Source organism: Roseibium sp. AWQ4_254 (assembly GCF_056161025.1).
Genome location: NZ_JBSWYH010000027.1, coordinates 15,267 through 38,262, shown reverse-complemented (window position 1 = coordinate 38,262; position 22,996 = coordinate 15,267). Strand labels below are relative to the sequence as shown.

Annotated in this window: 21 protein-coding genes; 10 read left to right on the top strand and 11 right to left on the bottom strand. The window is 56.8% G+C overall.

Going from position 1 to position 22,996, the window contains the following annotated elements; translation table 11 throughout:
- The first annotated feature begins 114 nt into the window (after positions 1-114).
- The 6 genes from cyoA to ACXAIC_RS19260 all read left to right on the top strand — a co-directional run bounded on the left by cyoA (position 115) and on the right by ACXAIC_RS19260 (position 5,955).
- Positions 115-1,245, top strand: coding sequence for a ubiquinol oxidase subunit II (gene cyoA, locus ACXAIC_RS19285; RefSeq protein WP_475183970.1), 1,131 nt, complete (start codon positions 115-117; stop codon positions 1,243-1,245).
- Positions 1,246-1,301: 56 nt separating this feature from the next.
- Positions 1,302-3,311 (top strand): cytochrome o ubiquinol oxidase subunit I, encoded by a 2,010-nt coding sequence (cyoB, locus tag ACXAIC_RS19280; RefSeq protein WP_475183968.1) that lies wholly within the window; start codon positions 1,302-1,304, stop codon positions 3,309-3,311.
- Positions 3,311-3,943: a cytochrome o ubiquinol oxidase subunit III gene (gene cyoC, locus ACXAIC_RS19275; RefSeq protein ID WP_475183966.1), complete on the top strand. Its 633-nt coding sequence runs from the start codon at positions 3,311-3,313 to the stop codon at positions 3,941-3,943. Before cyoB ends, cyoC begins: the two co-directional genes overlap by 1 nt.
- Positions 3,940-4,329 (top strand): cytochrome o ubiquinol oxidase subunit IV, encoded by a 390-nt coding sequence (gene cyoD, locus ACXAIC_RS19270; RefSeq protein WP_475183964.1) that lies wholly within the window; start codon positions 3,940-3,942, stop codon positions 4,327-4,329. The genes cyoC and cyoD overlap by 4 nt, the downstream gene beginning before the upstream one ends.
- 12 nt (positions 4,330-4,341) lie before the next feature.
- Entirely contained in the window at positions 4,342-5,064 is a 723-nt protein-coding gene (locus tag ACXAIC_RS19265) for an SURF1 family protein (RefSeq protein WP_475183961.1), read from the top strand.
- Between the two features lie 390 nt (positions 5,065-5,454).
- On the top strand, positions 5,455-5,955 hold the full coding sequence (locus ACXAIC_RS19260) for a ferritin (RefSeq protein WP_475183959.1): 501 nt from the start codon (positions 5,455-5,457) through the stop codon (positions 5,953-5,955).
- A gap of 151 nt (positions 5,956-6,106) precedes the next feature.
- Here ACXAIC_RS19260 and ACXAIC_RS19255 read toward each other — a convergent pair whose 3' ends face one another.
- The 5 genes from ACXAIC_RS19255 to ACXAIC_RS19235 form a co-directional block, all read right to left on the bottom strand.
- Positions 6,107-7,225 carry a mannitol dehydrogenase family protein gene (locus ACXAIC_RS19255; protein WP_475183958.1) on the bottom strand — a complete coding sequence of 373 codons (1,119 nt, stop codon included), beginning with the start codon at positions 7,223-7,225 and terminating at the stop codon, positions 6,107-6,109.
- Positions 7,222-8,223: a zinc-binding alcohol dehydrogenase family protein gene (locus ACXAIC_RS19250; RefSeq protein ID WP_475183955.1), complete on the bottom strand. Its 1,002-nt coding sequence runs from the start codon at positions 8,221-8,223 to the stop codon at positions 7,222-7,224. Before ACXAIC_RS19250 ends, ACXAIC_RS19255 begins: the two co-directional genes overlap by 4 nt.
- A gap of 11 nt (positions 8,224-8,234) precedes the next feature.
- Complete coding sequence (locus ACXAIC_RS19245) at positions 8,235-9,515, bottom strand: TRAP transporter large permease (RefSeq protein ID WP_475183953.1); 1,281 nt, start codon at positions 9,513-9,515, stop codon at positions 8,235-8,237.
- Positions 9,512-10,057 (bottom strand): TRAP transporter small permease, encoded by a 546-nt coding sequence (locus ACXAIC_RS19240; protein WP_475183951.1) that lies wholly within the window; start codon positions 10,055-10,057, stop codon positions 9,512-9,514. Before ACXAIC_RS19240 ends, ACXAIC_RS19245 begins: the two co-directional genes overlap by 4 nt.
- 66 nt (positions 10,058-10,123) lie before the next feature.
- Entirely contained in the window at positions 10,124-11,113 is a 990-nt protein-coding gene (locus ACXAIC_RS19235; protein WP_475183949.1) for a sialic acid TRAP transporter substrate-binding protein SiaP, read from the bottom strand.
- A 102-nt stretch (positions 11,114-11,215) separates the two neighbouring features.
- Here ACXAIC_RS19235 and ACXAIC_RS19230 point away from each other — a divergent pair, with 102 nt between their 5' ends.
- The 3 genes from ACXAIC_RS19230 to ACXAIC_RS19220 all read left to right on the top strand — a co-directional run bounded on the left by ACXAIC_RS19230 (position 11,216) and on the right by ACXAIC_RS19220 (position 14,960).
- On the top strand, positions 11,216-12,097 hold the full coding sequence (locus tag ACXAIC_RS19230; RefSeq protein WP_475183946.1) for an FCD domain-containing protein: 882 nt from the start codon (positions 11,216-11,218) through the stop codon (positions 12,095-12,097).
- Positions 12,098-12,320: 223 nt separating this feature from the next.
- Entirely contained in the window at positions 12,321-13,478 is a 1,158-nt protein-coding gene (locus ACXAIC_RS19225) for a cytochrome-c peroxidase (protein ID WP_475183944.1), read from the top strand.
- Positions 13,479-13,847: 369 nt separating this feature from the next.
- Entirely contained in the window at positions 13,848-14,960 is a 1,113-nt protein-coding gene (locus ACXAIC_RS19220) for a GGDEF domain-containing protein (protein ID WP_475184056.1), read from the top strand.
- Positions 14,961-15,177: 217 nt separating this feature from the next.
- On the opposite strand, the gene ACXAIC_RS19215 is transcribed toward ACXAIC_RS19220, so the two are convergent.
- From ACXAIC_RS19215 to ACXAIC_RS19200, 4 genes are all read right to left on the bottom strand, one after another.
- Complete coding sequence (locus tag ACXAIC_RS19215) at positions 15,178-17,172, bottom strand: HAMP domain-containing methyl-accepting chemotaxis protein (RefSeq protein ID WP_475183942.1); 1,995 nt, start codon at positions 17,170-17,172, stop codon at positions 15,178-15,180.
- A 206-nt stretch (positions 17,173-17,378) separates the two neighbouring features.
- Positions 17,379-17,720, bottom strand: a complete 342-nt coding sequence (locus ACXAIC_RS19210; protein ID WP_475183940.1) for a hypothetical protein — start codon at positions 17,718-17,720, stop codon at positions 17,379-17,381.
- 55 nt (positions 17,721-17,775) lie between these two features.
- The gene (locus tag ACXAIC_RS19205; RefSeq protein WP_475183938.1) at positions 17,776-17,961 is read right to left on the bottom strand and encodes a hypothetical protein; all 186 of its coding nucleotides are present in this window, start codon (positions 17,959-17,961) and stop codon (positions 17,776-17,778) included.
- A gap of 295 nt (positions 17,962-18,256) precedes the next feature.
- Complete coding sequence (locus ACXAIC_RS19200; protein WP_475183937.1) at positions 18,257-19,375, bottom strand: HD-GYP domain-containing protein; 1,119 nt, start codon at positions 19,373-19,375, stop codon at positions 18,257-18,259.
- 452 nt (positions 19,376-19,827) lie between these two features.
- Between ACXAIC_RS19200 and ACXAIC_RS19195 the strand changes: the two genes are divergently transcribed.
- Positions 19,828-20,190 (top strand): hypothetical protein, encoded by a 363-nt coding sequence (locus ACXAIC_RS19195; RefSeq protein WP_475183935.1) that lies wholly within the window; start codon positions 19,828-19,830, stop codon positions 20,188-20,190.
- A 217-nt stretch (positions 20,191-20,407) separates the two neighbouring features.
- Here ACXAIC_RS19195 and ACXAIC_RS19190 read toward each other — a convergent pair whose 3' ends face one another.
- Together ACXAIC_RS19190 and ACXAIC_RS19185 are read right to left on the bottom strand one after the other, a co-directional pair.
- A complete protein-coding gene (locus ACXAIC_RS19190) occupies positions 20,408-21,370 on the bottom strand; it encodes a helix-turn-helix transcriptional regulator (RefSeq protein WP_475183932.1) in 963 nt (320 codons plus the stop codon).
- A gap of 351 nt (positions 21,371-21,721) precedes the next feature.
- Positions 21,722-22,954: an NAD(P)/FAD-dependent oxidoreductase gene (locus tag ACXAIC_RS19185; protein ID WP_475183930.1), complete on the bottom strand. Its 1,233-nt coding sequence runs from the start codon at positions 22,952-22,954 to the stop codon at positions 21,722-21,724.
- Positions 22,955-22,996: the final 42 nt, after the last annotated feature.

The window sequence follows — 22,996 nt, the reverse complement described above, 5'->3', positions numbered from 1 at the left end:
TACAAGGCCCACAACACCGAAAAGCCATCTTCTGAAAACCACTCGTCAGCAACATCCTGTGCGTCTGCACGAAGTTTCGTTTAAACGACAGCAATGAACCGTGGTGCGACCTATATGAAAACACTCCGCAACCTCAGCCTTTTTGCGCTCGCACCGCTTTTGGGCGGCTGCAATCTCGTGGTGATGAACCCGTCGGGGGATATTGCCAGCCAGCAGGCCGACCTGATCATCTATTCCACGGTGCTCATGCTGATCGTCGTGCTGCCGGTCATGGCGCTGACCGTATTTTTCGCCTTCAAATACCGGGCGACGAACAAAAACGCTGAATACGATCCGGAGTGGCATCATTCTACCAATCTTGAGATTGTCATCTGGAGTGTTCCGATGGCGATCATCTTGTGCCTTGCCGGACTGACCTGGGTCGCGACGCACCGGCTGGAGCCCTATAATCCGTTGTCGCGGATTTCGGCCGACAAGCCGATGCCCGCAGATGCAAAGCCCCTGGTGATCCAGGCGGTGGCGATGGACTGGAAATGGCTGTTCATCTATCCCGAACAGGGCATAGCTGCGGTCAATGAAGTGGCTGCTCCGGTCGACCGGCCAGTGAAATTCGAAATCACCTCATCCACGGTGATGAACTCGTTCTATATTCCGGCCCTGGCCGGGCAGATCTATGCCATGGCGGGCATGCAGACCGAGCTGAACGCGGTCATCAACGAAGAAGGCAGCTTCAAGGGCTTTTCCGCCAACTACAGCGGCGCCGGCTTCTCCCATATGAATTTCCAGTTCAAGGGCATGACCCATGAGGGGTTCGACCAGTGGGTGGAGAAGGTCGCCGCAGTGGATGAGCCGATGGACCGGGACACATTTGTTGCGCTCGACAAACCGAGCATCGATCATCCGGTCACCTACTACGGCGCGGTCGACGGGCAATTGTGGGACGCAATCATCAACCTGTGCGTGGAACGCGGCACACTGTGCCAGAACGATATGATGATGGTGGATGCGCTTGGCGGGGGCGGCCTTGAAGGCCTTTACCTGCGCGAAGTCTTTGCCGGTATCTGCAGCTCCAACGACCCGGCCGCCCGCATGGCGAAGATCCGGATCGACCGGGAGCTTGCCAAGACCGAAGACGGCGACACTCCCAACATGTCGGTTGCCAGGACGGATATCAACGCCCTGGACCAGATTTTGGCGCTGTCCGGACGGACGTCCGCAGCATCTCAAACAAGTCAAACCAACTGAACTTATGACCGGGTCGATGGGGAGGACCCGGTCAAGGCAAACACTTCGAGGACGGAATGGCATCAGCTGATTATGCCCGCTGGGACCCGGTTTTTGGCAAACTGGGCTGGGATATTTTCCCGATTCATGAACCTGTCGTGGTGGTGACCTTCATCGGCGTTGCAATTGGTGGCGCGGCCGTTTTGGGCGCGTTGACCTATTTCCGCCTCTGGGGCTACCTCTGGAAAGAGTGGTTCACGAGCATCGACCACAAGAAAATCGGCATCATGTACATGGTGCTGGGGCTTATCATGCTTGTGCGCGGGTTCGCCGACGCCCTGCTCATGCGCGTCCAGCAGGCCTGGGCCGCAAGCGGCGGATCCGGCTATCTGGACCCGCATCATTATGACCAGATCTTCACAGCCCATGGCATGATCATGATCTTCTTCGTGGCGATGCCATTCGTCACCGGGCTCATGAACTTTGTCATGCCGCTGCAGATCGGCGCGCGCGACGTCGCCTTTCCCTTCCTGAACAATTTCAGCTTCTGGATGACCGTATCCGGGGCCGTGCTTGTGATGATCTCCCTGTTTGTGGGGGAATTCTCCACCGCCGGCTGGCTGGCATATCCGCCGCTTTCGGGGATCACGTTCAGTCCGAGCGTAGGGGTCGACTATTACATATGGGCCTTGCAGATCGCGGGGATCGGGACCACGCTGTCGGGCATCAACCTGGTGGTCACGATCATCAAGATGCGGGCACCGGGCATGACCTATATGCGCATGCCGGTCTTCTGCTGGACCTCGCTCTGCACCAACATCCTGATTGTGGCAACCTTCCCGATCCTGACCGCAACGCTCGTGCTGCTGACCCTGGACCGGTATCTGGGTACCCACTTCTTTACCAGTGACATGGGCGGAAGCCCGATGATGTATGTTAACCTGATCTGGATCTGGGGCCACCCGGAAGTGTATATCCTCACCCTTCCGGTTTTCGGCGTGTTTTCCGAGGTGGTGTCCACTTTCTCCGGCAAGCGCTTGTTCGGCTACACCTCTATGGTCTACGCGACCGTGGTGATCACCATCCTGTCCTACATCGTCTGGCTGCACCACTTCTTCACCATGGGGGCGGGCGCCAGCGTCAACTCCTTCTTCGGCATCACCACCATGGTGATTTCGATCCCGACGGGGGCAAAGATCTTCAACTGGCTGTTCACCATGTATAAGGGCCGGATCCGGTTCGAACTGCCCATGATGTGGACTATCGGTTTTATGCTGACCTTCGTCATCGGTGGCATGACGGGCGTTCTTCTGGCGGTGCCGCCGGCGGATTTCGTGCTGCATAACAGCCTGTTCCTGATCGCCCACTTCCACAATGTCATCATCGGCGGCGTGGTGTTCGGCATCTTCGCGGCGATGAGCTACTGGTTCCCCAAGGCCTTCGGCTTCAAGCTGCAGCCGTTTTGGGGCAAGGTCTCCTTCTGGTGCTGGCTGACCGGCTTCTATCTGGCCTTCATGCCGCTCTACCTGCTGGGCCTGATGGGGGTCACCCGCCGCCTCAGCCAGTTTGAAGACACGATCTATGCTGGCTATTTCATCACCGCGCTGATTGGAGCCCTGTTCATTGCCGCGGGTATCGGGTCGTTCCTGATGCAGCTGTTTGTCAGCATCCGGGACCGGGAGTCGCTGCGCGACACAACGGGCGATCCCTGGAACGCGCGTACGCTGGAATGGTCGACTTCGTCGCCGCCGCCCTATTACAACTTCGCGTTTACCCCCCAGGTTCATGAGGTTGACACATGGGCGCATATGAAGCGGGAGGGATATGAGCGTCCGACCGACAAGTTCGAGCCGATCCATATGCCGAAATCCACCGGCACTGGCATCATTCTGGCCGGGATCGTCACGGTGCTCGGGTTTGCCCTGATCTGGCATATCTGGTGGCTGGCTGCGGTGACCTTCGTTCTGGCGCTCGGATACGGGATCGATCACACCTTCAACTATAATCGCGACTATTATGTCCAGCCGGACGAAGTCGAGAAAATCGAGGGTGAACGGACCAAGTTGCTGGCAGGGGCAAAAGCGTAATGACAACCGAAAACACTGCGGCGCCTGTCGAATTTTACGTTCGCCAGTCCCACGATCACGACGAAGAGCATCATCACGAGACGGGAACCATGCTTGGGTTCTGGATCTACCTGATGAGCGATTGCCTGATCTTTGCCAGCCTCTTTGCCGTTTATGCGGTGCTCGGCCACAATTATGCAGCCGGTCCGTCTCCGAAGGATCTGTTCGAAATCGACATGATCCTCGTGTCGACCTTCATGCTGCTGTTCTCTTCCATCACCTATGGGTTTGCCGTTCTGCGGATGGACAAGAACGACCTGATCGGGACACAGCTCTGGCTGATCGTCACCGGCCTGTTCGGCGGGGCATTCCTTTATCTGGAAGTTCTGGAATTCACCCATCTGTGGCATATCGGGGCAACGCCGATGGCCAGTGCCTTCCTGTCGTCCTTCTTCACTCTGGTGGGCACCCACGGGTTGCACGTGACGGGTGGCTGCATCTGGCTGATCGTTCTGATGATCCAGCTGCAGATGCATGGCCTGACCGAAGCCAACCGGCGCCGGGTCATGTGCCTGAGCATGTTCTGGCACTTCCTGGATCTGATCTGGATCGGTGTGTTCTCCTTTGTCTATCTCGCGGGGGTTGTCCTATGAGTGCGTCTTCCAACACCGCCCACGACAAGGGCCACGGCCACCAGGGCGGCGGTCACGGGTCTTTCAAGTCCTACATGATCGGCTTTGTCCTGTCGGTCATCCTGACCGCCATCCCGTTCTATGTGGTGATGGGGGATGTTCTGGACAGCCGGCTTCTGGCGGTGGCGATCATCTTCGTGCTCGGCGCGGCCCAGATGATTGTTCACATCTATTACTTCCTGCATGTGACCTCAAAGGCCGAAGAAGGCTGGCTCGCCATGGCGCTTGTATTCACGGTGCTTCTGGTGGTGATCATGCTGTCCGGCTCGGTTTGGGTCATGTTCAACCTGGAAGAAAACATGATGCCCGCTCACGATCAGATCGAACGCGTGCGCTCTCTTCCTTAAGCGGGTGATACGATGAAAGACTGGCGGCAGCGGAAATGGATGAACCGGTTTTTGCTGCTGCTTGTCGCGTTGGCCGCCGTTGCGCTGGTCCAGCTCGGCAATTGGCAGATGCGGCGTCTGGACTGGAAAACCGCGCTGCTTCACGCCATTGAAATCCGGGCGTTCTCAGACCCGGTTCCCGCTCCGGGCAAACGCAACTGGCCCGGGATCAACGCTGATGATGACGCCTATCTGCGGGTAAAGGTCAGCGGAACGCTCCTGAATTCCCACGAATTGTCCGTGCGTGCGCTGACAGAGCTGGGCGGCGGATATTGGATCCTGACACCGCTTCAGACCGGGGCGGGCGAAATCATCTGGATCAACCGGGGCTTTGTGCCGCCGGACAAACGGTTTGCCGACAGCCGCAATGAGCCGGTGCACCAAGACGTTACGATAACCGGTCTTCTGCGCCTGTCAGAGCCGAAGGGGACCCTGCTGCAGGACAATGAGCCGGAGGCCGGGCGCTGGTATTCCCGGGATGTGGACGCGTTTTCCAAGGCGGAAGGACTGCCACCGCCCGCCCCGTATTTCATTGATGCGGACCAGGTCAGCGGTGCTGCGGACTGGCCACGGGGTGGTTTGACCAAACTCAGCTTTTCCAACAATCATCTCCAATATGCACTCACCTGGTACGCCATGGCCCTGGGTCTGCTGGCGGGCACAGGCTATGTGATCTGGCTTGCCCGGCGCTCCTGATACCAAGCGCCATTGATGATGCCCTTTGTCGGAGGCTGCACTTGGAGGGTCTTCGGACGTTGCCGCACGTCTGGCCCGATACCCCGTATCGACCTGCGACGCACTCCTGGCCGAAGACCCTCCAAGCGCGGTCAAATAGGTCATCATCAATTGCGAATGGTATGAGTTGGAAAGGGGCTGCCAGCGCGAAGTCCTGATATCAGTCTCAGCTGCCAGGGACCTATCCGACCGGGTTTTGACAATCGGGATTGGGATGAGACGCAATTGCAAGTAAGAAGCATTTTAACTAATTGAAATAAAAGATAAAAACTGTATTTTTTTGACTTTTCTCAAAGCTGCCGCCAGAGCCTGACGCCACAGTTCCTGCCTGACTTGAAGAAAGGAACAGCCATGAAAATGAACGCCCAGGTCGCTGAAGCCCTCAACCAGCAGATCAATTCCGAACTCCAGGCGTCCTACACCTATCTCGCCATGGCGGCCTATTTCGATTCCATCGAGTTGCCCGGCTTTGCCGCCTGGTTCCGGGGACATTCCAAGGAGGAGGTGGATCACGGCATGCGCATTTATGATTTTCTGGTCAAGCGGGATTCCCGCGTGAAGCTGGAAGGGATTGGAACGCCGCAAGGTGAATTTGCGAGCCCGAAAGAAGTGCTGGAACTTGCTCTTGCAAAGGAAAAGGATGTGACCGCCCAGATCAACGCGCTGTTTGAACTGGCCAATGATCAGAAGGAATATTCGACCCAGAACATGCTGAACTGGTTCTTGGAAGAGCAGATTGAAGAAGAAGACCTCTTCCGCTCCATTCTGGAGAAGGTCAAGGCGGCCGATGGCAACCGCTGGCACATGCTGATGCTGGATGGAGAACTGGCGAAGGCTGACGCTGTGTCCTGAGGAGAATAGCTTGAGCGCGGCCTCCCAAAGGGCCGTGCTCACTTTCTTGAGGTCCGTGCAGGACGCCTCATATCAACCACACCCGACAAGACCCTACTGGATGGTTTGTATGGGCTGGAAGCTGGTCGCGTTCGCCGGGATTCTAACTGCTCTAGCTCCCGCGGGCGTTTGCAAGCGCATAAAGGGTTGGGGCTGCCTCGGCAAACGCGACGCCCGCCCAGCCGTAAAATGCGACGATGCGTCTTTCCACTTTTTGAGGGTGGTTTTGCGCAATGTCCGCAATCCGGTGCGCAAGAAACGGATTCGCGAACCGGTCGAGGGTCGCCTCCAGATAGGGCCTTGCCTGATCTGCGAGTCCTTTTCTTTCAAAAACCGGCAACACTTCCTCATCATAGATGCTTTGCAGCCGGGCCAGGTGCTCTGACCGCATGAAGTCCAGGACCGTCATGTTCTCATCCCAGCCGCCGCGTGCCCAAAGATCGGCCATATAGGTGTGACCCAGGTTCAGGATATGCAGTTTGAGCCGTTCCGGCACGTCCAGATCATCAACCATCTGGATGGCCGGATGCTGGCAAGGAGCGGTGATCCCGGGGGCGCTCTGGATTGCCCAGAGTGCGTAGGGTTCAGCGACCGCGCCCGCCGGTTCAATCGGTTCGGACACAATCCGGTCTACGATCGAATTTGCACTTGGCATTGCTGCGAGCCAGGTCATGAAGTCCGGTCTTCTGACCACCCGGTCCGCGATCACGAGAACGCGCTCCTTCAGCACGGTGCCATTGTCTGGAATGAGTTCCGTCGGCAGCAGGGTGGGCTGTTCCTTGCGGGCCTGAAACCGATTGAACAGGATATGCATGAGCTTTGCCGGATAGCTCATGATATTTGACGGTTGCGGGGCCTCGTCGGCGTCCTGCGCGTCGAACCCACGGTCTGAGGTGTTCGACACAATATAGTCCGCGTGCAGGGCAACCTCGCACACTTCGGACCAGTTCGTGGCGCTCGAAAGCGTCTGCTTGACGCTGGTGACGCGGATTTCATCGTCGATCATCTTGCCGGCGGATAGGCCGCGCACTTTCACCGGAAAGCCCTCCGGCAGGGCCAGAGCCTTCAACCGGTGCGCCCGCGACGGGTCGTTCGAGGATTGCACCGTGGTGACTGTGACTGCGGGATCAGCCTGCGAAAAGAACAGATCGGCATGGGCCTGCAGAAACCGGCTGGTTCCAAACTGCAGGACTGTGGTTTTCAGAAGGTTGTTCCCGTTTGCATCTGTCATTGCGATACCTCGATGATTGCCTTGATCACCCGGTCGCGGTCCTGCGCCCAGTTTGCGAGATTTTCCGGTGCATCCGCAAAGGAGGTGTGATGGGTCTTGAGCTTGTCTGTGTCGATTTTCCCTTCGACAATGGCCTTGACGACATTCTGGAAGTCTTCGCTCAGTGCATTCCGGCTGGCCAGAAGCGTTGTCTCGCGCTTGTGAAACTCCGGATCGGGAAAGCTGAGATCACCTTTGACAACGCTGATCAACGTATAGGTTCCAGCATGGGCGACGTAGCGCAGGGCATTGTTCATGGCCTTGATGTTCCCGGTCGCGTCAAAAACCTTGGGAAAGGTGCTGTCCAGCGCCTGCATCCTGGCTGTGTCTTTGGCATCCAGGGTGTTGAACGCGAAATCCTGCGCCAGCAACTTGAGCTTTTCGTCCGACATATCGGCAATGGTCACATCCGCACCGGCGATGCGGGCGAACAGGGCGGCGGCCAATCCGATCGGGCCACCGCCAATCACCAGGGCCTGTTCGCCTGTTCTGATCTGCGAGCGCGCCACCGCATGACAGCCGATTGCCAGAAATTCCACCATGGCTGCCTGGTCCGGCGTCAGCGACCCGGCGCGGATCAGGTTGGAGGGGGGCATGGCGAATTTTTCTGCCATCGCGCCATCCCGGTGCACGCCGATAACGCTGATCTCCTCGCAGCAATTAGGCCGGTTGACCTGGCAGGCCCGGCAGCGGCCGCAGGAAATATACGGGTTGACGATGACGAGGTCGCCGGGGGTGAAGCCGTCTCCGCTGTAGCCTTCGGCAACGCGTGCAGAGACTTCATGGCCCATCACGCGCGGATATTGCAGGTAAGGCTGGGTGCCGGAATAGATATGATAGTCCGTCCCGCAGATACCGACCCGCAGAACATCCAGCGGCACCCATCCCTCCGGGGGGGCTGTGTCCTCAACATCCCTCAGAACAAGCTTGTGAGGTTCGACGCATAGCAGTGTTTGCATGGGAAAGAACTCTAATTTCCGTTGAGAACAGAGGGCAGCCAGAGGGTGAGCTGCGGCACATAGGTGAGCAGCAGCAGCACGGCAATGAGCGGCACCAGAAAGGGCATCGTTGCGCGCACGCATTGGCCAAACGGGACATCCGACACTTTGGACAAGACAAACAGCACCATGCCGACGGGAGGGGTGAGCAGGCCGATCATCAAATTGAGAATGACGATCACACCCAGATGCACGGGATCGATGCCAAGCTGGGTGGAAACCGGCAGCAAGACCGGTACGAGAATGGAAATTGCTGCAATTGTTTCCATAAACAGGCCGATGACCAGCACCACAAACATGATCATGAGCAGAATGAGGTTCTTGTCATCGGTGATGCTGAACACCAGCTCGGCAAATTTTCCTGCGGCCTGATTGGCGGTCAATATCCAGGCAAAGACCGTTGCCGTTCCCACGATCATCAAAACGGAGGCGGTGGTCTCGATCGTTTCCATGCAGACGGAGATGAAGGATTTCAAGGTTATGCTGCGATAGATGATGGCGCCGAGCACCAGTGCATAGGCGGCTGCGCACACGGCCGCTTCCGTCGGTGTAAAGGCCCCGGAGACAATCCCGCCCACGATGATGACCGGGGTCATGAGTGGCAGGAAAGCCGCCCAGAACTTGGTCCAGACATTTCCGACAGAAAATCGCTCATCGGTCGGATAGCCGCGGCGGCGCGCGTAGAACCAGACCATGACCATCAGGGAGCCGGCCATCAGCAGCCCCGGAATGATCCCGGCAACGAACAGATCGCCAATGGAAACGGAGGCCATGACGCCGAAAATGACAAGCGGCAGGGAGGGGGGAATGATCGGCCCGATGGTGGAGGAGGCTGCCGTGACGCCGACCGAAAAGTCATCATCATAGCCGGCCTCGCGCATGGCCTTGATTTCGATGGCCCCAAGCCCGCCCGCATCGGCGACGGCGGCCCCGGACATCCCGGCGAAAATGATGCTCGCCCCGACATTCACGTGACCTAGCCCGCCATGCATCCAGCCCACCAGCGCGCGGGCAAACCCGAAAATCCGGCTGGTGATGCCCGAGGAATTCATCAAGGCACCGGCCAGGATAAAGAAAGGAATGGCGAGAAGCGGGAAACTGTCCATGCCGTTGATCATGTTGTGCATGAGCAGGACCGGCGGCAGACCATCAACCAGAATATAACCGATGGAGGAAAGTCCGAGCGCAAAGGCAATCGGCACGCGCAGCACCATCAGCACAAACAGTGCGACAAACATGAGAGCGAGCGTCATTTTCTGGCGCCTCCAAGCAGGCGGATCAACTGGGAAAGGCAAACGCAGCAGAAGATCACCATTGCAGCCAGCACGACCGAATAGAGATAGTATTTGGGAAAGGGCAGCGAGATCATCTGCTGGAAGGAGGTGCGCTGAATCAGCTGCCAGACCGACCAGCAGGCAAAGACACCAAAGCCGGAGACGGCCGCCAGCGAAAAGGCTTTCAGCGGCCGTACCCATTTCGGAGCGATCTGGTCAACCACTTCCAGGCGGATATGCAGGTCAAGCTCCTGGCACTTGATGCTGCCGGCAAAGGTGAGGCAAATCAGCAGGTAGCGGGCGGCTTCTTCGGTCCAGGAGATGCTGTCATTGAGCACATACCGGGTGAAAAACTGCAGGAACACGACCCCAAACAAGGCGAGGAAAATCGCGACGGTCGCTGCGTCATACCATTTGAAAGGCACACGTGGCCCTTCTGCCTTGGCCAAGGCTTCCTGTTCTTCAAGCAGGGCGTCAATCCGCTCCGACGTCACCACCTTGTGTGCGGCCTTGTCTGCCACGTGCACCTCCCCATGCAAAAAAGGCGGAAGGCTTCTTCAGCCTCCCGCCACTTCCAGATTGTCAGTTTAGTCTCCGATTGCCTGAAGGCGTTCGTAGACGGATGGGTCCCAAGGCATATCGGCGCCGGTCAGGGCCGGTGCGACAGCTGCGATGAAGGGGGTGCGATCAACGGTGTTGACATTGTTGCCCTGTTCGCGGAACCAGCCGACAAGCTCGGTTTCCGATGCGACGATTTCCTCAGACGCCCAGGCTGCAGCCTCTGCCAGCGCCTCTTTCAGTTTGGGGAGGTCGTCGCCCAGCTTGCTCGCGGTTGCAGGCGAAATCAGGGTCGCCAGCGAATTGATGATGTGACCGGTCAGGTTGATATCGGACTGCACTTCATAGAATTTTTTAAACTGAATGGTTGGCAGCGGATTTTCCTGTGCGTCCACCACACCCTGTTGCAGGGCCAGATAAACTTCCGAAAACGCCATCGGGGTCGGGTTCGCGCCGGTTACTTTCGGAAACAGCTGATAGGCCGGAGCATTCGGCGTCCGGATCTTCAGACCCTTCATGTCTTCAGGCTTCAAGATCGGCTTGTTGGAGGTCACGTGGCGCGCGCCGTAATAGGTCATTGCTGCCACTGTGTTGCCGGTCACCTTTGTGTACTCAGCTGCCAGTTCTGCAAAAAGATCCGATTTGACGTAGCCTTTCCAGTGGTCGTAGCCGCGCATGGTGAACGGATAGTCTGAAATGGCGATGGGCGGATAGCTTTGCGCCATGAAGGCGGGGCCGGTGTAGATGATGTCAACCGTGCCCAGAGAAAGCCCCTCATTCAGGGCTGTTTCCTTGCCGAGCTGAGAAGCGGGAAACACCTCGATCTTGTAGGCGCCGTTTGTGGCCGCTTCGAATTTTTCCGCTGCCCGCAGCGCGGCTTGATGATAGGGCGTGCCGGTTTCGTACACATGGCCAAACTTCAAGACATCCTGCGCGAAAGCGGAAAAGGATGCCCCCGACGCGAGCAAAAGCCCGAGGCCAGTTGAAACCGCACGTCTGGAGACTGCACTCAGAACCATTGATAACTCCTCCCAAGGTCTATTGTGTCCTTTATCGATAAAAGACTTGAAATGGGCCGGTCAACTGTCTTTTATTCATATAAAAACAGGAGAGGGACAGGAATGGCGCGTTCTGATCGTGTGTTCAAAAAGAGCTACAACGACACCCTGGACTTGATCGCCTCGGGCCAGTCCTTTGGCTCCGTGTCCGAGCTTGCCGGCCGGCTGCAGGTCAGCCGCAATACGGCGCGGCGGGTGATCGAAACCTTGGAAACATGCGGTAAGATGAGGCGTCTGGACGGGGTTTGGGAATTCAGCACCGCACTCTCGCGCAGTGATTATTATGCTGCAGACGAGCTGCGCACGCCGGATGAGTTTCTGGAAGCCGCCTTCATGGAGAAAGTTCTGGCTGGCCAGTTTGATGCGACCACGCGCTTCAGCGAGTCTGCCCTGGCAAGAGAGCTTGGCGTCTCGACAACGGCCTTGCGGGAGTTCTTGCTGGGATTGGCCCGGTTCGAATTCATTCGCAAAGAACCCCGGAAAAGCTGGGTACTGGAAGGGTTCAGCGAGAAATATGCCGAAGATCTGCATGAAGTGCGCACGATGTTTGAGCTGCGGGCCATCGAAAAACTGATCAATCTGCCGGAAGAGCACCGGTTCTGGATTGCCCTTCACAGGATGCATAAAGAGCATCTGACGTTTCTGGAGGAATACGAAACCGCCTATAATGACTTTCCCGCGCTCGATTCCCGGTTCCACAAGCTTATCAATGATGCCGGTGACAACCGGTTCTTCACCAGTGTTCAAGGGGCGGTCACCCTGATTTTCCACTATCACTACAGGTGGAACAAATCCGATGAAAAGGAACGCAATCTGGCCGCCGCAAATGAGCATATCAGGATCATTGAAGCGCTGTTGCTTAAGCGGAGTGACGAGGCCCGGCAAGCGCTGGCCGATCATCTGGCGTCAGCCAAATTCACGTTGAAAGCCTCGCTGTCAAAATAACGGGCTTTGCTCATGTCAGTCTCAACACAATGCCTGGCTGGCATTCATGCGCCGGGTTGATCTGGCTCAAGTCTCCGTAAAAATTTGAAGTTTATAGTCACCTTTACTTGCCCGGCCCCCAAAGGCAGGGGGCTCTGCTGTGTGCCTGCATGGGCGTGCGGTCTGAAGATCGGCTCTGTTCTACCGTTTCTGGCGGCCCGCCCAAGATTTTTGAGATCGAAAAATGTGCATCACGTTCCGTTCGTCCGTTGCCGTTGTTGCCGGAGTGCTGGCCGCGGCTGCAAGCTCTGCCGCCTCCGCGGATCCCGGTTTTGAGAGCAGGGAGGCACTGGGGGAAGCGCTGTTCTTTGACGTGAATCTGTCAAGAAACCGCACGCAAGCCTGCGCCACCTGCCATGATCCGGCCTACGGATTTACGGACAAACGGCCGACGGCGGCCGGTCTGGCTGTGTCGCTGGGGGATGACGGGGTCTCGCTTGGCGACCGCAATGCGCCGACCGCAGCCTATGCGAGCTTTGCCCCTGTATTTCACCGGTCACAGAACGGGACCTACAAGGGCGGGCAGTTTTTGGACGGGCGGGCTTCAGATCTTGCGGTCCAGGCTGGAGGTCCGCCGCTGAACCCGCTGGAGATGGGTATGGACGGCAAAGCGGCGGTGGTGGCGCGGCTGCGGGAAAACCCGGCCTACCGTGAGGCCTTTTTATCTCTTTACGGGGAGGGCTCGCTGGACGATCCAGACAGGGGCTACTGGGCGCTGCAGGACAGTCTGGCGGCCTATGAAAAGACGCCGGTTTTTGCGCCGTTCAATTCAAAATATGACCGGTTTCTGCGCGGGGAATACAAGCTGAAAGATCAGGAGGAACTCGGCCGCGTGCTGTTCTTTTCCGCTCAGTTCACCAATTGCAACAAATGCCACCAGCTGCAGGCCTCTCAAGTTTCCCAAAAGGAAACCTTCTCCAACTACGAATACCACAATATCGGTGTGCCCGTGAATGTTGAGGCCCGGGCTGCCAACGGTCTTGGCGCTGACGTCGTGGACCCGGGGCTTGTCAACAATCCGGATGTTTCAGGCCCGGAGCAGTTGGGCAAATTCAAGGTGCCAACCCTGCGCAATGTCGCGGTCACCGGTCCCTATATGCACAATGGTGTTTTCAAGGACCTGCGCACCACCATCCAGTTTTACAACAAGTATAACAGCAAGGCGGCGAAGGCTCAGATCAATCCTGAAACCGGGGCTCCCTGGGCAGCGCCGGAAGTGGGTGGCACTTTGTCACTTGAGAAACTGGAGCACGGGCCAGCGCTGGACGACAGGCGGATTGATGCGCTGGTCGCTTTCCTGAAGACCCTGACAGACAAACGTTATGAGGACCTGCTTGAGTAGATCGCAGGCTTGCGCGGCAGTACCTCACTAAACCGCATCTCCTGTGTGGCTCTCCGGCCCCGGCAGGAGCTTGCCATGACCCGCTTTTGGATCCCTTGTTGATTGCCGTTTGAGGCACTATCCGTGTGTCATGCCCATGGTGTATGGAAAACTCCCAGTGTGACAATTTAGAGGGCCTGATTTAAGGTCCGACGTCACGTTGAATGTTGGCGAGAGGATCAAGTGTCCCGGAAACCGCTTGTTTGAACCATGACGCTTGATACCCCGACAATGTTTACCTGTCTTATGGTGACCGGCTTTGCAGGCTGCGCCATCTTGCTTTTGTTCAATTTCCTCTGGAGTGCGCAGGATAAAACCAGACCCTTGAGCGTGACGCTCTGGGCCGCCGGGTTTTTCCTGATCGGCTGCGGAACGCTGCTTGTTGCCTTGCGCGGGGTAATTCCCTACGGTGTGAGCGTTATTTTCAGCAATGGGCTGATCCTGGCCGGGGCCGGTTTGCGCCGATGCGGGTTCGCGGACTTTCTGGGATTGCGGCGGCATGGATGGCTTGTGGTTGCCTCCGTTGGGTTGTGGCTGTTGCTGTGCTGTATTCCCGGTTTCCATACAAATTTCGTTTTGCGCGTGAATGTGGCCTGCGCCTTGATGCTCATCAACAATGCGTGGATTGCATGGCTGGTGTTCCGGCACACGGACAATGAGTTGCACTCCGTCCGGCTGCTGGGGGTGACAACCCTGATCGAAGCCGCAGCCGTGCTTTGGTATCTGGCCAACCAGAATTTTTATCAGCCGCCGGATTTTCTGACCGCTTTTCCCTATGTCTTCATGGCCATTTACCTGATCATGCTCCTCTTCGCCAATATCATGATGTGTGTGCTGCCTGCCTGCATGGTAATTGAGCGCTCACTTTTGGGGTTCAAGGATCAGGCCCTGCGGGATGGCCAGACGGGGGTGCTCAACCAAAGGGCGTTTCTCGGCCGGGCACAAACAAGTCTTTCCGGGCAGAATGCATCGGCCCGCTATAGTGTGATTGTGCTGCAGCTGGACCAGTTCAAATCGGTCAATGAAACCTTCAGCAACGCGATGGGGGACGCGGTTCTCCGCCTGCTTGGGCGGGTCCTTCAGGAAACGGCGGATGACAGGGCGCTCCAGGGCCGGCTCGGCACGGAGGAATTCGTGGTCTATCTGCCGGGGGCGGACAAGGAGCTGGCGATGCTGACGGCGCAGAGGATTTCGCGCAAGTTCAAGGTTGCCTGCCAGGAAGCCTCTCATGGCAAGCTGACAACCTCGCTCAGTGCCGGTCTTGTGACCACGCGGGCCTGTGTTGATCTGGACCGGGCTATCGAGGTGGCTTGCCGTGGCCTACAGCAGGCGCAGCAGCAAGGGGCTGCCCAGCTTGTTGCCATGGATCTGACGCCTGAAGGCAAGCTGGAGCGGGGCTCCAATCTGACCGGCTTCTCTGCCTTGCGGAAGCGGACAACGTAAAAGGGGGCTTTATACATAGCGTCATTCCGGCGGCCACTCTCCTGAGCCTATGATGCGGGGTCGTAGCACACGCCCCAAGAGGCATAAAAGGAGAGTGACCGCCGGAATGACGCTATGTATTAGCCCCCTTTGGAGCATCGTGCTGACTTATCGCCCGATGCTCCAGATCTAGCCCAAACTTGTTTGCGGCGGCCAAGGGGCCGCCCCCTTGTCAATCTCAGGCCGCTTTCACGTCATTCAGGAACACCTCGATGGTGGACCGCATGTTCTCGGCTTGTGCGGACAATTGCTCCGATGCTGTCAGCAGGCTGCGGGCGGCTTCGTCCGTTTCGCTGGCGGCGCTGGACACCCGAACAATGTTCTCGCTGACGACGCCCGTGCCGCGGGCGGCCTGGTCAACATTTGTCGCGATCTCACTTGTGGCTGCAGATTGTTGCTCCACAGCTGCGGAAATGGACGCTGCTACACTGTTCATCTCGGTGATGATCTCGCTGATCGACTGAATGCCGTCCACCGCATCGCGGGTTTCCTGCTGAATGGCAGAAATCTTCGTTGAGATCTCCTCGGTCGCCTTGCTGGTCTGGCTGGCCAGGTCCTTGACCTCCGCTGCCACAACCGCAAAGCCTTTGCCGGCTTCCCCGGCCCTGGCCGCTTCAATCGTGGCATTGAGCGCCAGAAGGTTGGTCTGTTCGGCAATGTTCTGGATCAGGCTGATCACTTCACCGATGTCTTCGGCAACGCTGGCCAGGCTGCCGATCTGGGCATTGGTCCGGGTGGCGGCATCGGAGGCCTTTTCGGCAATGCCCGTTGAATGGGTCACCTGACCGCTGACCTCAACCAGGGAAACGGACAGCTCTTCCGTCGCACTGGCAACCGTTTGGACATTCACGGTCGCTTCTTCTGAAGCGGAGGCAACCTCAGTGGATTGGTTGCTGGTGGCCTGGGCCGTTTGCGACATCTGGGTCGCCGTCCCCTGCAGTCCGACCGTTGCATTTTGTACCGACTCCAGCATGGTTTCAATCTGGCTGCTGAAAGTGTCGATCAGTTCGGCAATCTTGATAGTCCGCACCTCGCGCTGTTTTTGTTCTGCCTCTTGCTGACGGCTCAGTTCCTGTCCCTGTACGACCGTGTCCCGGAAACCGGCCACGGAATTTGCCACAATGCCGATTTCGTCTGCGCGTTCAGCTTCCTTGAACGCCACAGACGTATCGCCTTCCGCAAGACCCCTTGCGTCGGTGACAAGGCGTGCGAGCGGCCTGGTGATGCCCAGTGTGATCAGGATGGCCAGAACTGCGGACAGGACGAAGCCGAGCGCGGCGACGCCGAGCACCTCAGTTTCCGTTGCTTGCGCAGATGCGAGGGTCGCCTTGGACAGGGCATGGCTGTCTGCGACGGCCGTATCCTTGATCTTTGCGGCCGCGCCATTGATGTCAAATCCGGTCTGGTCCAATACGGAGTGGCGGATCTCGTTCCGCTCCAAAATGATGTTATGGACACGCTCCGAGGCGGTCTTGTAGCTTTGCAGCATTGGAACGGTTTCAGCCAGAAGCGCCTTGCGCTGCGGGTTCTCAATGCTGGCCTGAAGCCTGGCGACCTCTTTTTCCGCCTTGGTCATTTCCTCGATGGCACGGGCAAAGTCCTCATCCTTGTTGGAGGAAAGAAACTTCAGCACATAAAGGCGGGCAAGCAGGAAGTCCTGGGAACTGCGGGCGGCGAGATTCGCGGTGTTATAGTCGCCGTCGCGGGTGGCTGTTTCATTGATGTCCGAAAGGTTCTTGCGGGCTTTCGGGCCGATGACGTCCAGCGTGTTCTTCACCAGATCGTCCCGCTCCTGATACAGTGCGACTACCTGATCCAGTCCGGCTTCGAACTTTTCCATGTCGTGTTCAATCTGTTTGAGCAGCTTGATCCGTTCCGGATTTTGAATCTCGGCTTTCGCTGTTGAAATCCCCTTGTCCATCTGCTGGACATATTCCCGGGCCTGGGCAAGGGCTTCGTCAGTGCGGGTCTGAATGTACTTGTTGGTGTTGAGCAGGGCCTTGGCCATGTCGGCGTTCATTTCCGACGACAGCAGCGCATCTCCGCTCATATCTTCCATTTCAGCGATGTCTTTGACGACGTCTTCCACGCCGAAATAGGTCCAACCCCCTATTGCGACAATAATAAGGGCAACAGCGCCAAATCCAAAAACGATCTTCATCCAGATTTTCATGTCGGCCTCCGGTTGGACAAGTGTTTGTCTGTTCTTTCGAACACGTGTTTGTAAGTCTGATGCGCAGGCTCCAGGCGTGACGGCCTTTGGATGTATTTCCTCTGGCCGATGGCTTCTGGCACATTCCGGCGGTGGTGCTGGAAAGCTGGGGGGGGCTGGATGGCTGCGCAGAGTCGTGAATGCTTACTCTAGGTTGATTGTGATTACTATTTATTCGAACGTAGCGTTATTTGAGTTAATCTATATTTAATTACGTGTTTTTTCTTATTCTGCCGTATTTTCTTGTGTTCGGAAAATGCAATCATATCCAAAAAAACGAATTTCAAAGCTCGACTGGCGGTCAGGCGTGTTTTTTTGTGAGTCAGATCTATTTGAATTTGAGACTTAAGTTTTTCTTCTTTGAAGGTTTGCTTCAAAGAGCGTCGTTGAACTTTAGATGTTGCTGTCGGTGCATAGGGGAGGCGTGCTGGCCGGCTGGGGCGCGGTTTGCTGTGTGGCGGCCGGAAAAGACGGCTCCATCGGCCCTGGTGCTGCGGGCCGGTGTCCATGATGCTCCCTCTGGAAGAGGGGCGTCAAAGAGGCCATGAGCAACTGTGCTTGGTATTATGTGCCGGCGGAACCTGACGGTTTCGATTGCTCTTTTAGCAGCATCAGAACGAGCGCAAGGCTGGCGCCATCTTTGCCAAGGGAAACACCCTCTCTCAGTTCTGTCAGTTCCTGGTCCGAAAGGGCGGTTGCAATCTGCTTGAGGTGCTTGATCCTTTGCGCGAGTGCGGCGATGTATCCCATGCCGTTTCCTGGAACAGCGTTTCGATCTCGCCGATATGCGCAAGGCTGTATTTTTCCGCTTCAGACAGGTGGATCAGGCCCAGGTCAAAGTTGTGTTTGCGACGTCGTGGAGGCGTCCTCATGAGAACGATCCCTGAGTGAAGTGATCATGGCAAAGAAAAGCTTGGGTCGTCATAGATCCCAAAGCAGGGTTGAAGGGGGGGGGGCTCAAGAGGCAGGATGCCTGTTTCTAGCGAAGAGTGTCTTTAAGAATCTTTATCGCGAAGATCAAACTTTGCGAGAGTTTTTCGGGTCCTCAGACTTCGTTGCGCGGTCTGCGGACTTCACCAAGGGGAGATGTGGAGGAAGTCATCATCCGGGCAAAACATTCTAGCAGCTGCTGGTCCAGTTTGCCCTTCATGCGCTCCAGCTCCGCCAGGGCCTCTTTCTGGGAGAGGCTTTCCTTGTAGGCACGTTGCTCGATCAGGGCGGTGTAGATGTCGCAGATGGTCAGCGAGCGCACAAGTTTTGGAATTTGCTGGTCCCGCAGCTTGTCTGGATAGCCTGACCCGTCAAGCATCTCGTGATGATTTCGGGTCAGCTGGCGGACAATGGTCGGGATACGCGCGTCCTGCGCCAGGATCTGGTCCCCATAAACCGGGTGCTGCTTGATAATTTCGTATTCTTGGGGGGTCAACTTGCCGGGCTTGTCCAGAATGGCTACCGGGATTTTCATCTTGCCGATGTCATGCATCAGGGCGCCGACCACCAGGATTTTGGTTTCTGCCGGATTGAGGGCGGTGGCTCCGGCAAATTCCGAGGCGATGCCGGCCACCATCATGGAGTGGCGGTAGGTGTAGCTGTGATGCTGGGCCACGGCCGTCAGCCATTGTGACAGCCCGCCATCGCTCATGGCCTCTATCAGGCTGTGGGCCGTAGACAGGGTTTGGGGCAGGGGGAGTTGGTCGTCCTCGCTGATCGCGATGGCAAATTCGTCGAAAAGGGCGTCTGTCTTGGAGATTGCAGTGTTGATCTTCAAATTGTCGACCGCAGGTTTGCGCTGCTTTTGCCGGACCTTGTCTTCCATCTTGATGAGGCGGACAATCTGTTTCAGCGGAGCGTCCCTGGGCAGCAGTGCCTTTGCGCCGAACGCCTGCGCCTGGGTCACTTCCAGGCGGTTGCCCTGATCCACTACGAAATAGAACGGGTGCTGCCCGTTCTGGCGGACCTGCTTTCCCAGAATTTGCAGATCTGAGGGTTTGGCTCCGGCCAGATCAACGATGACCGCATGGCTTGTTTTGGCCGCATCGCTTGGAAAACTGGACAGTGTGGAAAGGTGCGCTGGAATGATCTTTGACAGCTTGTCAAAAAGCGGGTTCGCGGGCGCCTTGTCGCCTGCCAGCAGATAGTGTGTTGCGCGTCGGGTGTCCCTCATTTTCCTATTCCGGTCAAAGTGCACAATGGGGGCCGGTCTTCTGCCGGTCTTGATGTTTTTGCTTCAGGCAAAGCGGTTTGAGTTGCCCGTCAGGGGGGCTGGTGTTTTTATGTGCGGTCCATGTGGTGGTTTAATCGGCGGCAGGCCTTCTCAGGGTTTTCGTGCTGGCAAGGGGCCGGATCTGATCAGTCATGGTCACTTGTTCTTGGTTTTAAAGCTCTGAGTAAGCTGAGTTCTTTCTTATCGACTTCATCTTCAAGCACATCCTTTAACAAAAAGAGAACACGGACTGTGCAAATTACGAATACCGCAGCAGGATATTATACTTAGAGTGAAGTTTAATTTGCGTTGAATTTAAGTTATCGTGTTTTATGATATCGATGCGGTTGATCTTGGGTGAGTGGATAATAGACATTTCTTGAAATTCCGCGAAATATGACGTAGGGTTCCTTATGAGGCCTAAAGAAAAAGATTCGCATATTCACCCGAAATTGCAAGAGCGCCGTCTTGCCATTGCCATGGAAAAGATCGAGCGCGCGGATAAGGTTCTGTGTGAACAGATTGAAGGTCTTTCTCTTGTTGCTCAGAGCTGGCTTCCCGACGACTATCCTCTGAAATGGTCCCTTCTCTCCAGCATTGAGGACATGATGCAGCTGGCTGCCGGACTCGGGACTCTCGGCGCCGACCGGGCTGAGGCCCGTGCCCTGATGGCCACGAAAGCGAAAAGCATCGAAGTTTTGCTGCGGGCTCTGGCGTTTGCAGAAACGGACAATGCAACCGAGCCTGAGAGGGGAACCAAAGACGGGGGGCGGTGAGCATCTGACCAGTATGGTGCTCTCCTGGCACGGCTCAGGCGGCTGCCCACTTTTGTTTCAAGGGGCAAGGCTTGATCCGGTTTTTTGGCGCTCTGGTTGTTGTCTAATTCCGTCCACAAGGTCTTTTTTGTTGATCTTGGTATAACCGGTTTGTCTATTGTGCTGAAATCTTTGGTTTCACGCTGCAAAAGACAAATTTGACGAAACAAGATCTGCTTTAGCGGCCGCCTCTTCTCAGTTCCGACGGGCTGACCTTGTAGAAATTGCGGAAATACTCGCTGAACCTTCCCGGGTTCAGAAAGCCCCATCGTCTCGCGATGACACCGATCGACTGGTGTGGTTGAGACAACAGGTCTTCCCGGGCCCGTTTCAGGCGGACATTGCGTAAATATTCCGCCGGGCGGATCTCCAGATGTTTTTCAAAGCCGTATTGCAGCGCGCGGACACTGACACCGCAGGTTTCTGCCAGATCCGGAACGCTTGAAATGGCCATCGGATCCGCTTCGATCAGATCGACGGCCCGTTGCACGGAGCTTCGCCTGCTGGGGTGTGTGCAGATTTGCAGCTTGTGGGACTGGGAATGGGGCCAGCTCGTCAAAAGGATTTCGATGAGCAAGTGGCTCATCTGTTTGGCGATCGCCGGAGAGCCGGTCAGAAGATCGATATTCGTATCCGACACAAAGCAGTTTGAAATGGAGACAAGGCTTTGCAGAGCCGGATTATAAAGGTTCATTGACTGTTCAAAGACGATCTTGTCTTCAACGGGTACACTCAGGATGATGGAAAGATGGTGCGTCAGAACCTCGGGCTTGACTGCGAGCGACAACATCTGATTGTCCTGATAACAGGCTCTTTCGCAATCGGTGCCATCAAAGGCTATGGCGGTTCTGGGATTGCCGTGGCTCCATTGGTTGCGTTCCCGGCAATGGACGTCTCCCCTCTCGCTTAAAATGAACAAGTGCCAGTTCCAGTTTGTCTCCGGTCTGATCACAAGGTTGCCGTTGATTGCAGTTTTGCTGACCGAAAACGTCTCTGAGGCAGCTGTGCGCGTTTCGTATTGGATACTCTCTCGGTGGGCTTCCGCTTTCAGGCTGTCCGGGGCGTATTTCTTTTCGGATAGAAACCGGGAGAGGTCGTCCGCGTCAGACAGATCCTCTATGAGCTTCGTGCAAGCAAACATCTTATGTCCTCAAGAGAGGTTCGTTTTTCATTTAGGGTTATGTTGGTTTGTTTTGTTTTCTGCGGATTGTTTTAAAGTTGGTCCAAAAGTTCAGAATTTCAAGGTTCCGATCTTTCGCTGCTGTTTCCCGTGCACTGTAAGTTGGGCATATCATCTTTTTAGTTCCGTAGGGAAATTTTTCGTGAACTCTATTAAGTATTACTTTATGACTTTTGTAAAGGCTGGGTGTGGATACCCAAATTCCTTTTTTAAATTATAAGCTTAAGGAGCATCTTAAGTAATGTATGCGTTGGGAAGCTGTTCGCGTCTGCCACGCGCCGACTCAAGTGCGGACCCGGGGTGCGTCCAGTTTCAGACCCGGCCAAGCGGAGATAGAGCGCTCACTAGGCTGTCAGTTTTGCCCTCAAAGGCATCCGCCAGCAGACGGGCTGTGGTCGGCCCCAGGGTGAAGCCTTGATGGCCATGACCGAAATGAAACCACAGGCCCTTGTGACGGGGCGCCGGGCCCGCCATAGGCAGCATGTCAGGCAGGCAGGGACGGGTGCCGCTCCACTGGGGCTCCTCAATTCTCGGTCCCAGATCGAGCAAGGGGGACAGCCCGTGGACGGCCCGCTCAAGCTGCCTTGTGTCGTGCGGCGCGGACATGGGCACAAGCGCAGCGCCGGTTGACACACGCAGGCCCTGCCGCATGGAGGCAGCCACCACCCCGTAATCCGTGTCCACAAAGGGACGGCGCAGGGAGAGGGGGGCTGCGTAGTGGCCGTGGTAACCCCTCTTTAGAACCATCCTGACCGTATAGCCGAGCGGCTTAAGAACCTCTGGCGACCAGGGGCCCAGGGCAACAACCGCATGTTCTGCTTCCAGTGGCCCGCCAGCACCCGGCAAGCTCCATCCGGACCGTGTGGCGCGCAGGCCGGTAGCGTTGGCGCTCACCATGCGCCCGCCGCGCTGGACGAAGAGATCCGCATAGTGGCCGACAAGGCTGCCCGGATCGGAGCAGGTCCAGCTTTGGAGCCAGTGAATCGCACCCGCAGGGGCGGCTTTGAGCGCCGGTTCCTCGCTCCGGAAGGCCTGGCCATCCAGAACGCGGGAGGTGATGCCGTAAAGCTGTTCCAGCCGGTCCAGATCCGCTGCCGCAGCGTCCAGATTCTTCTGGTGGCGGAAGAGAAAGTTGAAGCCTTCCCGGGAGATCAGGTTGTCCGCGCCGGAGGCGGTAATCAACGGAGCGTGGTCCCGGGGGGCGGAGCGGGTCAATTGGGCATAGATACGGGAGAGCGCCTGGTGGTGGTCGGGGGCGGAGGTGAGGAAATAGCGCCAGAGCGCCGGGGCCATGGACAAAACCGCACGCCAGGACCAGGTCACATCATTGGACTGGCCCAACGCGTAGCTCAAAAGGGTGGGAAGATCCCTCGGCAGGGCATAGGGTTCGGCAGCTTCCGCCTGGATGATCCCGGCATTGCCGAAGCTTGTTTCCTGGCCCGGCGCCTTGCGGTCGGCCACAACAACATTGTGGCCACGGGCCTGCAGTTCCAGGGCTGCGGAAACACCGGCCATTCCAGCGCCCAGAACCAATATCTCAGCCATGATGTGTTTCCTCAACGGGGCGTGGGAAAATATCAATCGAGA

Bases quoted from the DNA above. Each gene is read 5' to 3' on its own strand.
- cyoD (WP_475183964.1), top strand. From the start codon at position 3,940: ATGAGTGCGTCTTCCAACACCGCCCACGACAAGGGCCACGGCCACCAG.
- ACXAIC_RS19195 (WP_475183935.1), top strand. From the start codon at position 19,828: ATGAGGCCTAAAGAAAAAGATTCGCATATTCACCCGAAATTGCAAGAG.
- cyoA (WP_475183970.1), top strand. From the start codon at position 115: ATGAAAACACTCCGCAACCTCAGCCTTTTTGCGCTCGCACCGCTTTTG.
- ACXAIC_RS19265 (WP_475183961.1), top strand. From the start codon at position 4,342: ATGAAAGACTGGCGGCAGCGGAAATGGATGAACCGGTTTTTGCTGCTG.
- cyoC (WP_475183966.1), top strand. From the start codon at position 3,311: ATGACAACCGAAAACACTGCGGCGCCTGTCGAATTTTACGTTCGCCAG.
- ACXAIC_RS19235 (WP_475183949.1), bottom strand. From the start codon at position 11,113: ATGGTTCTGAGTGCAGTCTCCAGACGTGCGGTTTCAACTGGCCTCGGG.
- ACXAIC_RS19210 (WP_475183940.1), bottom strand. From the start codon at position 17,720: ATGGACACCGGCCCGCAGCACCAGGGCCGATGGAGCCGTCTTTTCCGG.
- ACXAIC_RS19190 (WP_475183932.1), bottom strand. From the start codon at position 21,370: ATGTTTGCTTGCACGAAGCTCATAGAGGATCTGTCTGACGCGGACGAC.
- ACXAIC_RS19245 (WP_475183953.1), bottom strand. From the start codon at position 9,515: ATGACGCTCGCTCTCATGTTTGTCGCACTGTTTGTGCTGATGGTGCTG.
- cyoB (WP_475183968.1), top strand. From the start codon at position 1,302: ATGGCATCAGCTGATTATGCCCGCTGGGACCCGGTTTTTGGCAAACTG.
- ACXAIC_RS19200 (WP_475183937.1), bottom strand. From the start codon at position 19,375: ATGAGGGACACCCGACGCGCAACACACTATCTGCTGGCAGGCGACAAG.
- ACXAIC_RS19225 (WP_475183944.1), top strand. From the start codon at position 12,321: ATGTGCATCACGTTCCGTTCGTCCGTTGCCGTTGTTGCCGGAGTGCTG.
- ACXAIC_RS19215 (WP_475183942.1), bottom strand. From the start codon at position 17,172: ATGAAAATCTGGATGAAGATCGTTTTTGGATTTGGCGCTGTTGCCCTT.
- ACXAIC_RS19205 (WP_475183938.1), bottom strand. From the start codon at position 17,961: ATGGGATACATCGCCGCACTCGCGCAAAGGATCAAGCACCTCAAGCAG.
- ACXAIC_RS19260 (WP_475183959.1), top strand. From the start codon at position 5,455: ATGAAAATGAACGCCCAGGTCGCTGAAGCCCTCAACCAGCAGATCAAT.
- ACXAIC_RS19255 (WP_475183958.1), bottom strand. From the start codon at position 7,225: ATGACAGATGCAAACGGGAACAACCTTCTGAAAACCACAGTCCTGCAG.
- ACXAIC_RS19185 (WP_475183930.1), bottom strand. From the start codon at position 22,954: ATGGCTGAGATATTGGTTCTGGGCGCTGGAATGGCCGGTGTTTCCGCA.
- ACXAIC_RS19250 (WP_475183955.1), bottom strand. From the start codon at position 8,223: ATGCAAACACTGCTATGCGTCGAACCTCACAAGCTTGTTCTGAGGGAT.
- ACXAIC_RS19230 (WP_475183946.1), top strand. From the start codon at position 11,216: ATGGCGCGTTCTGATCGTGTGTTCAAAAAGAGCTACAACGACACCCTG.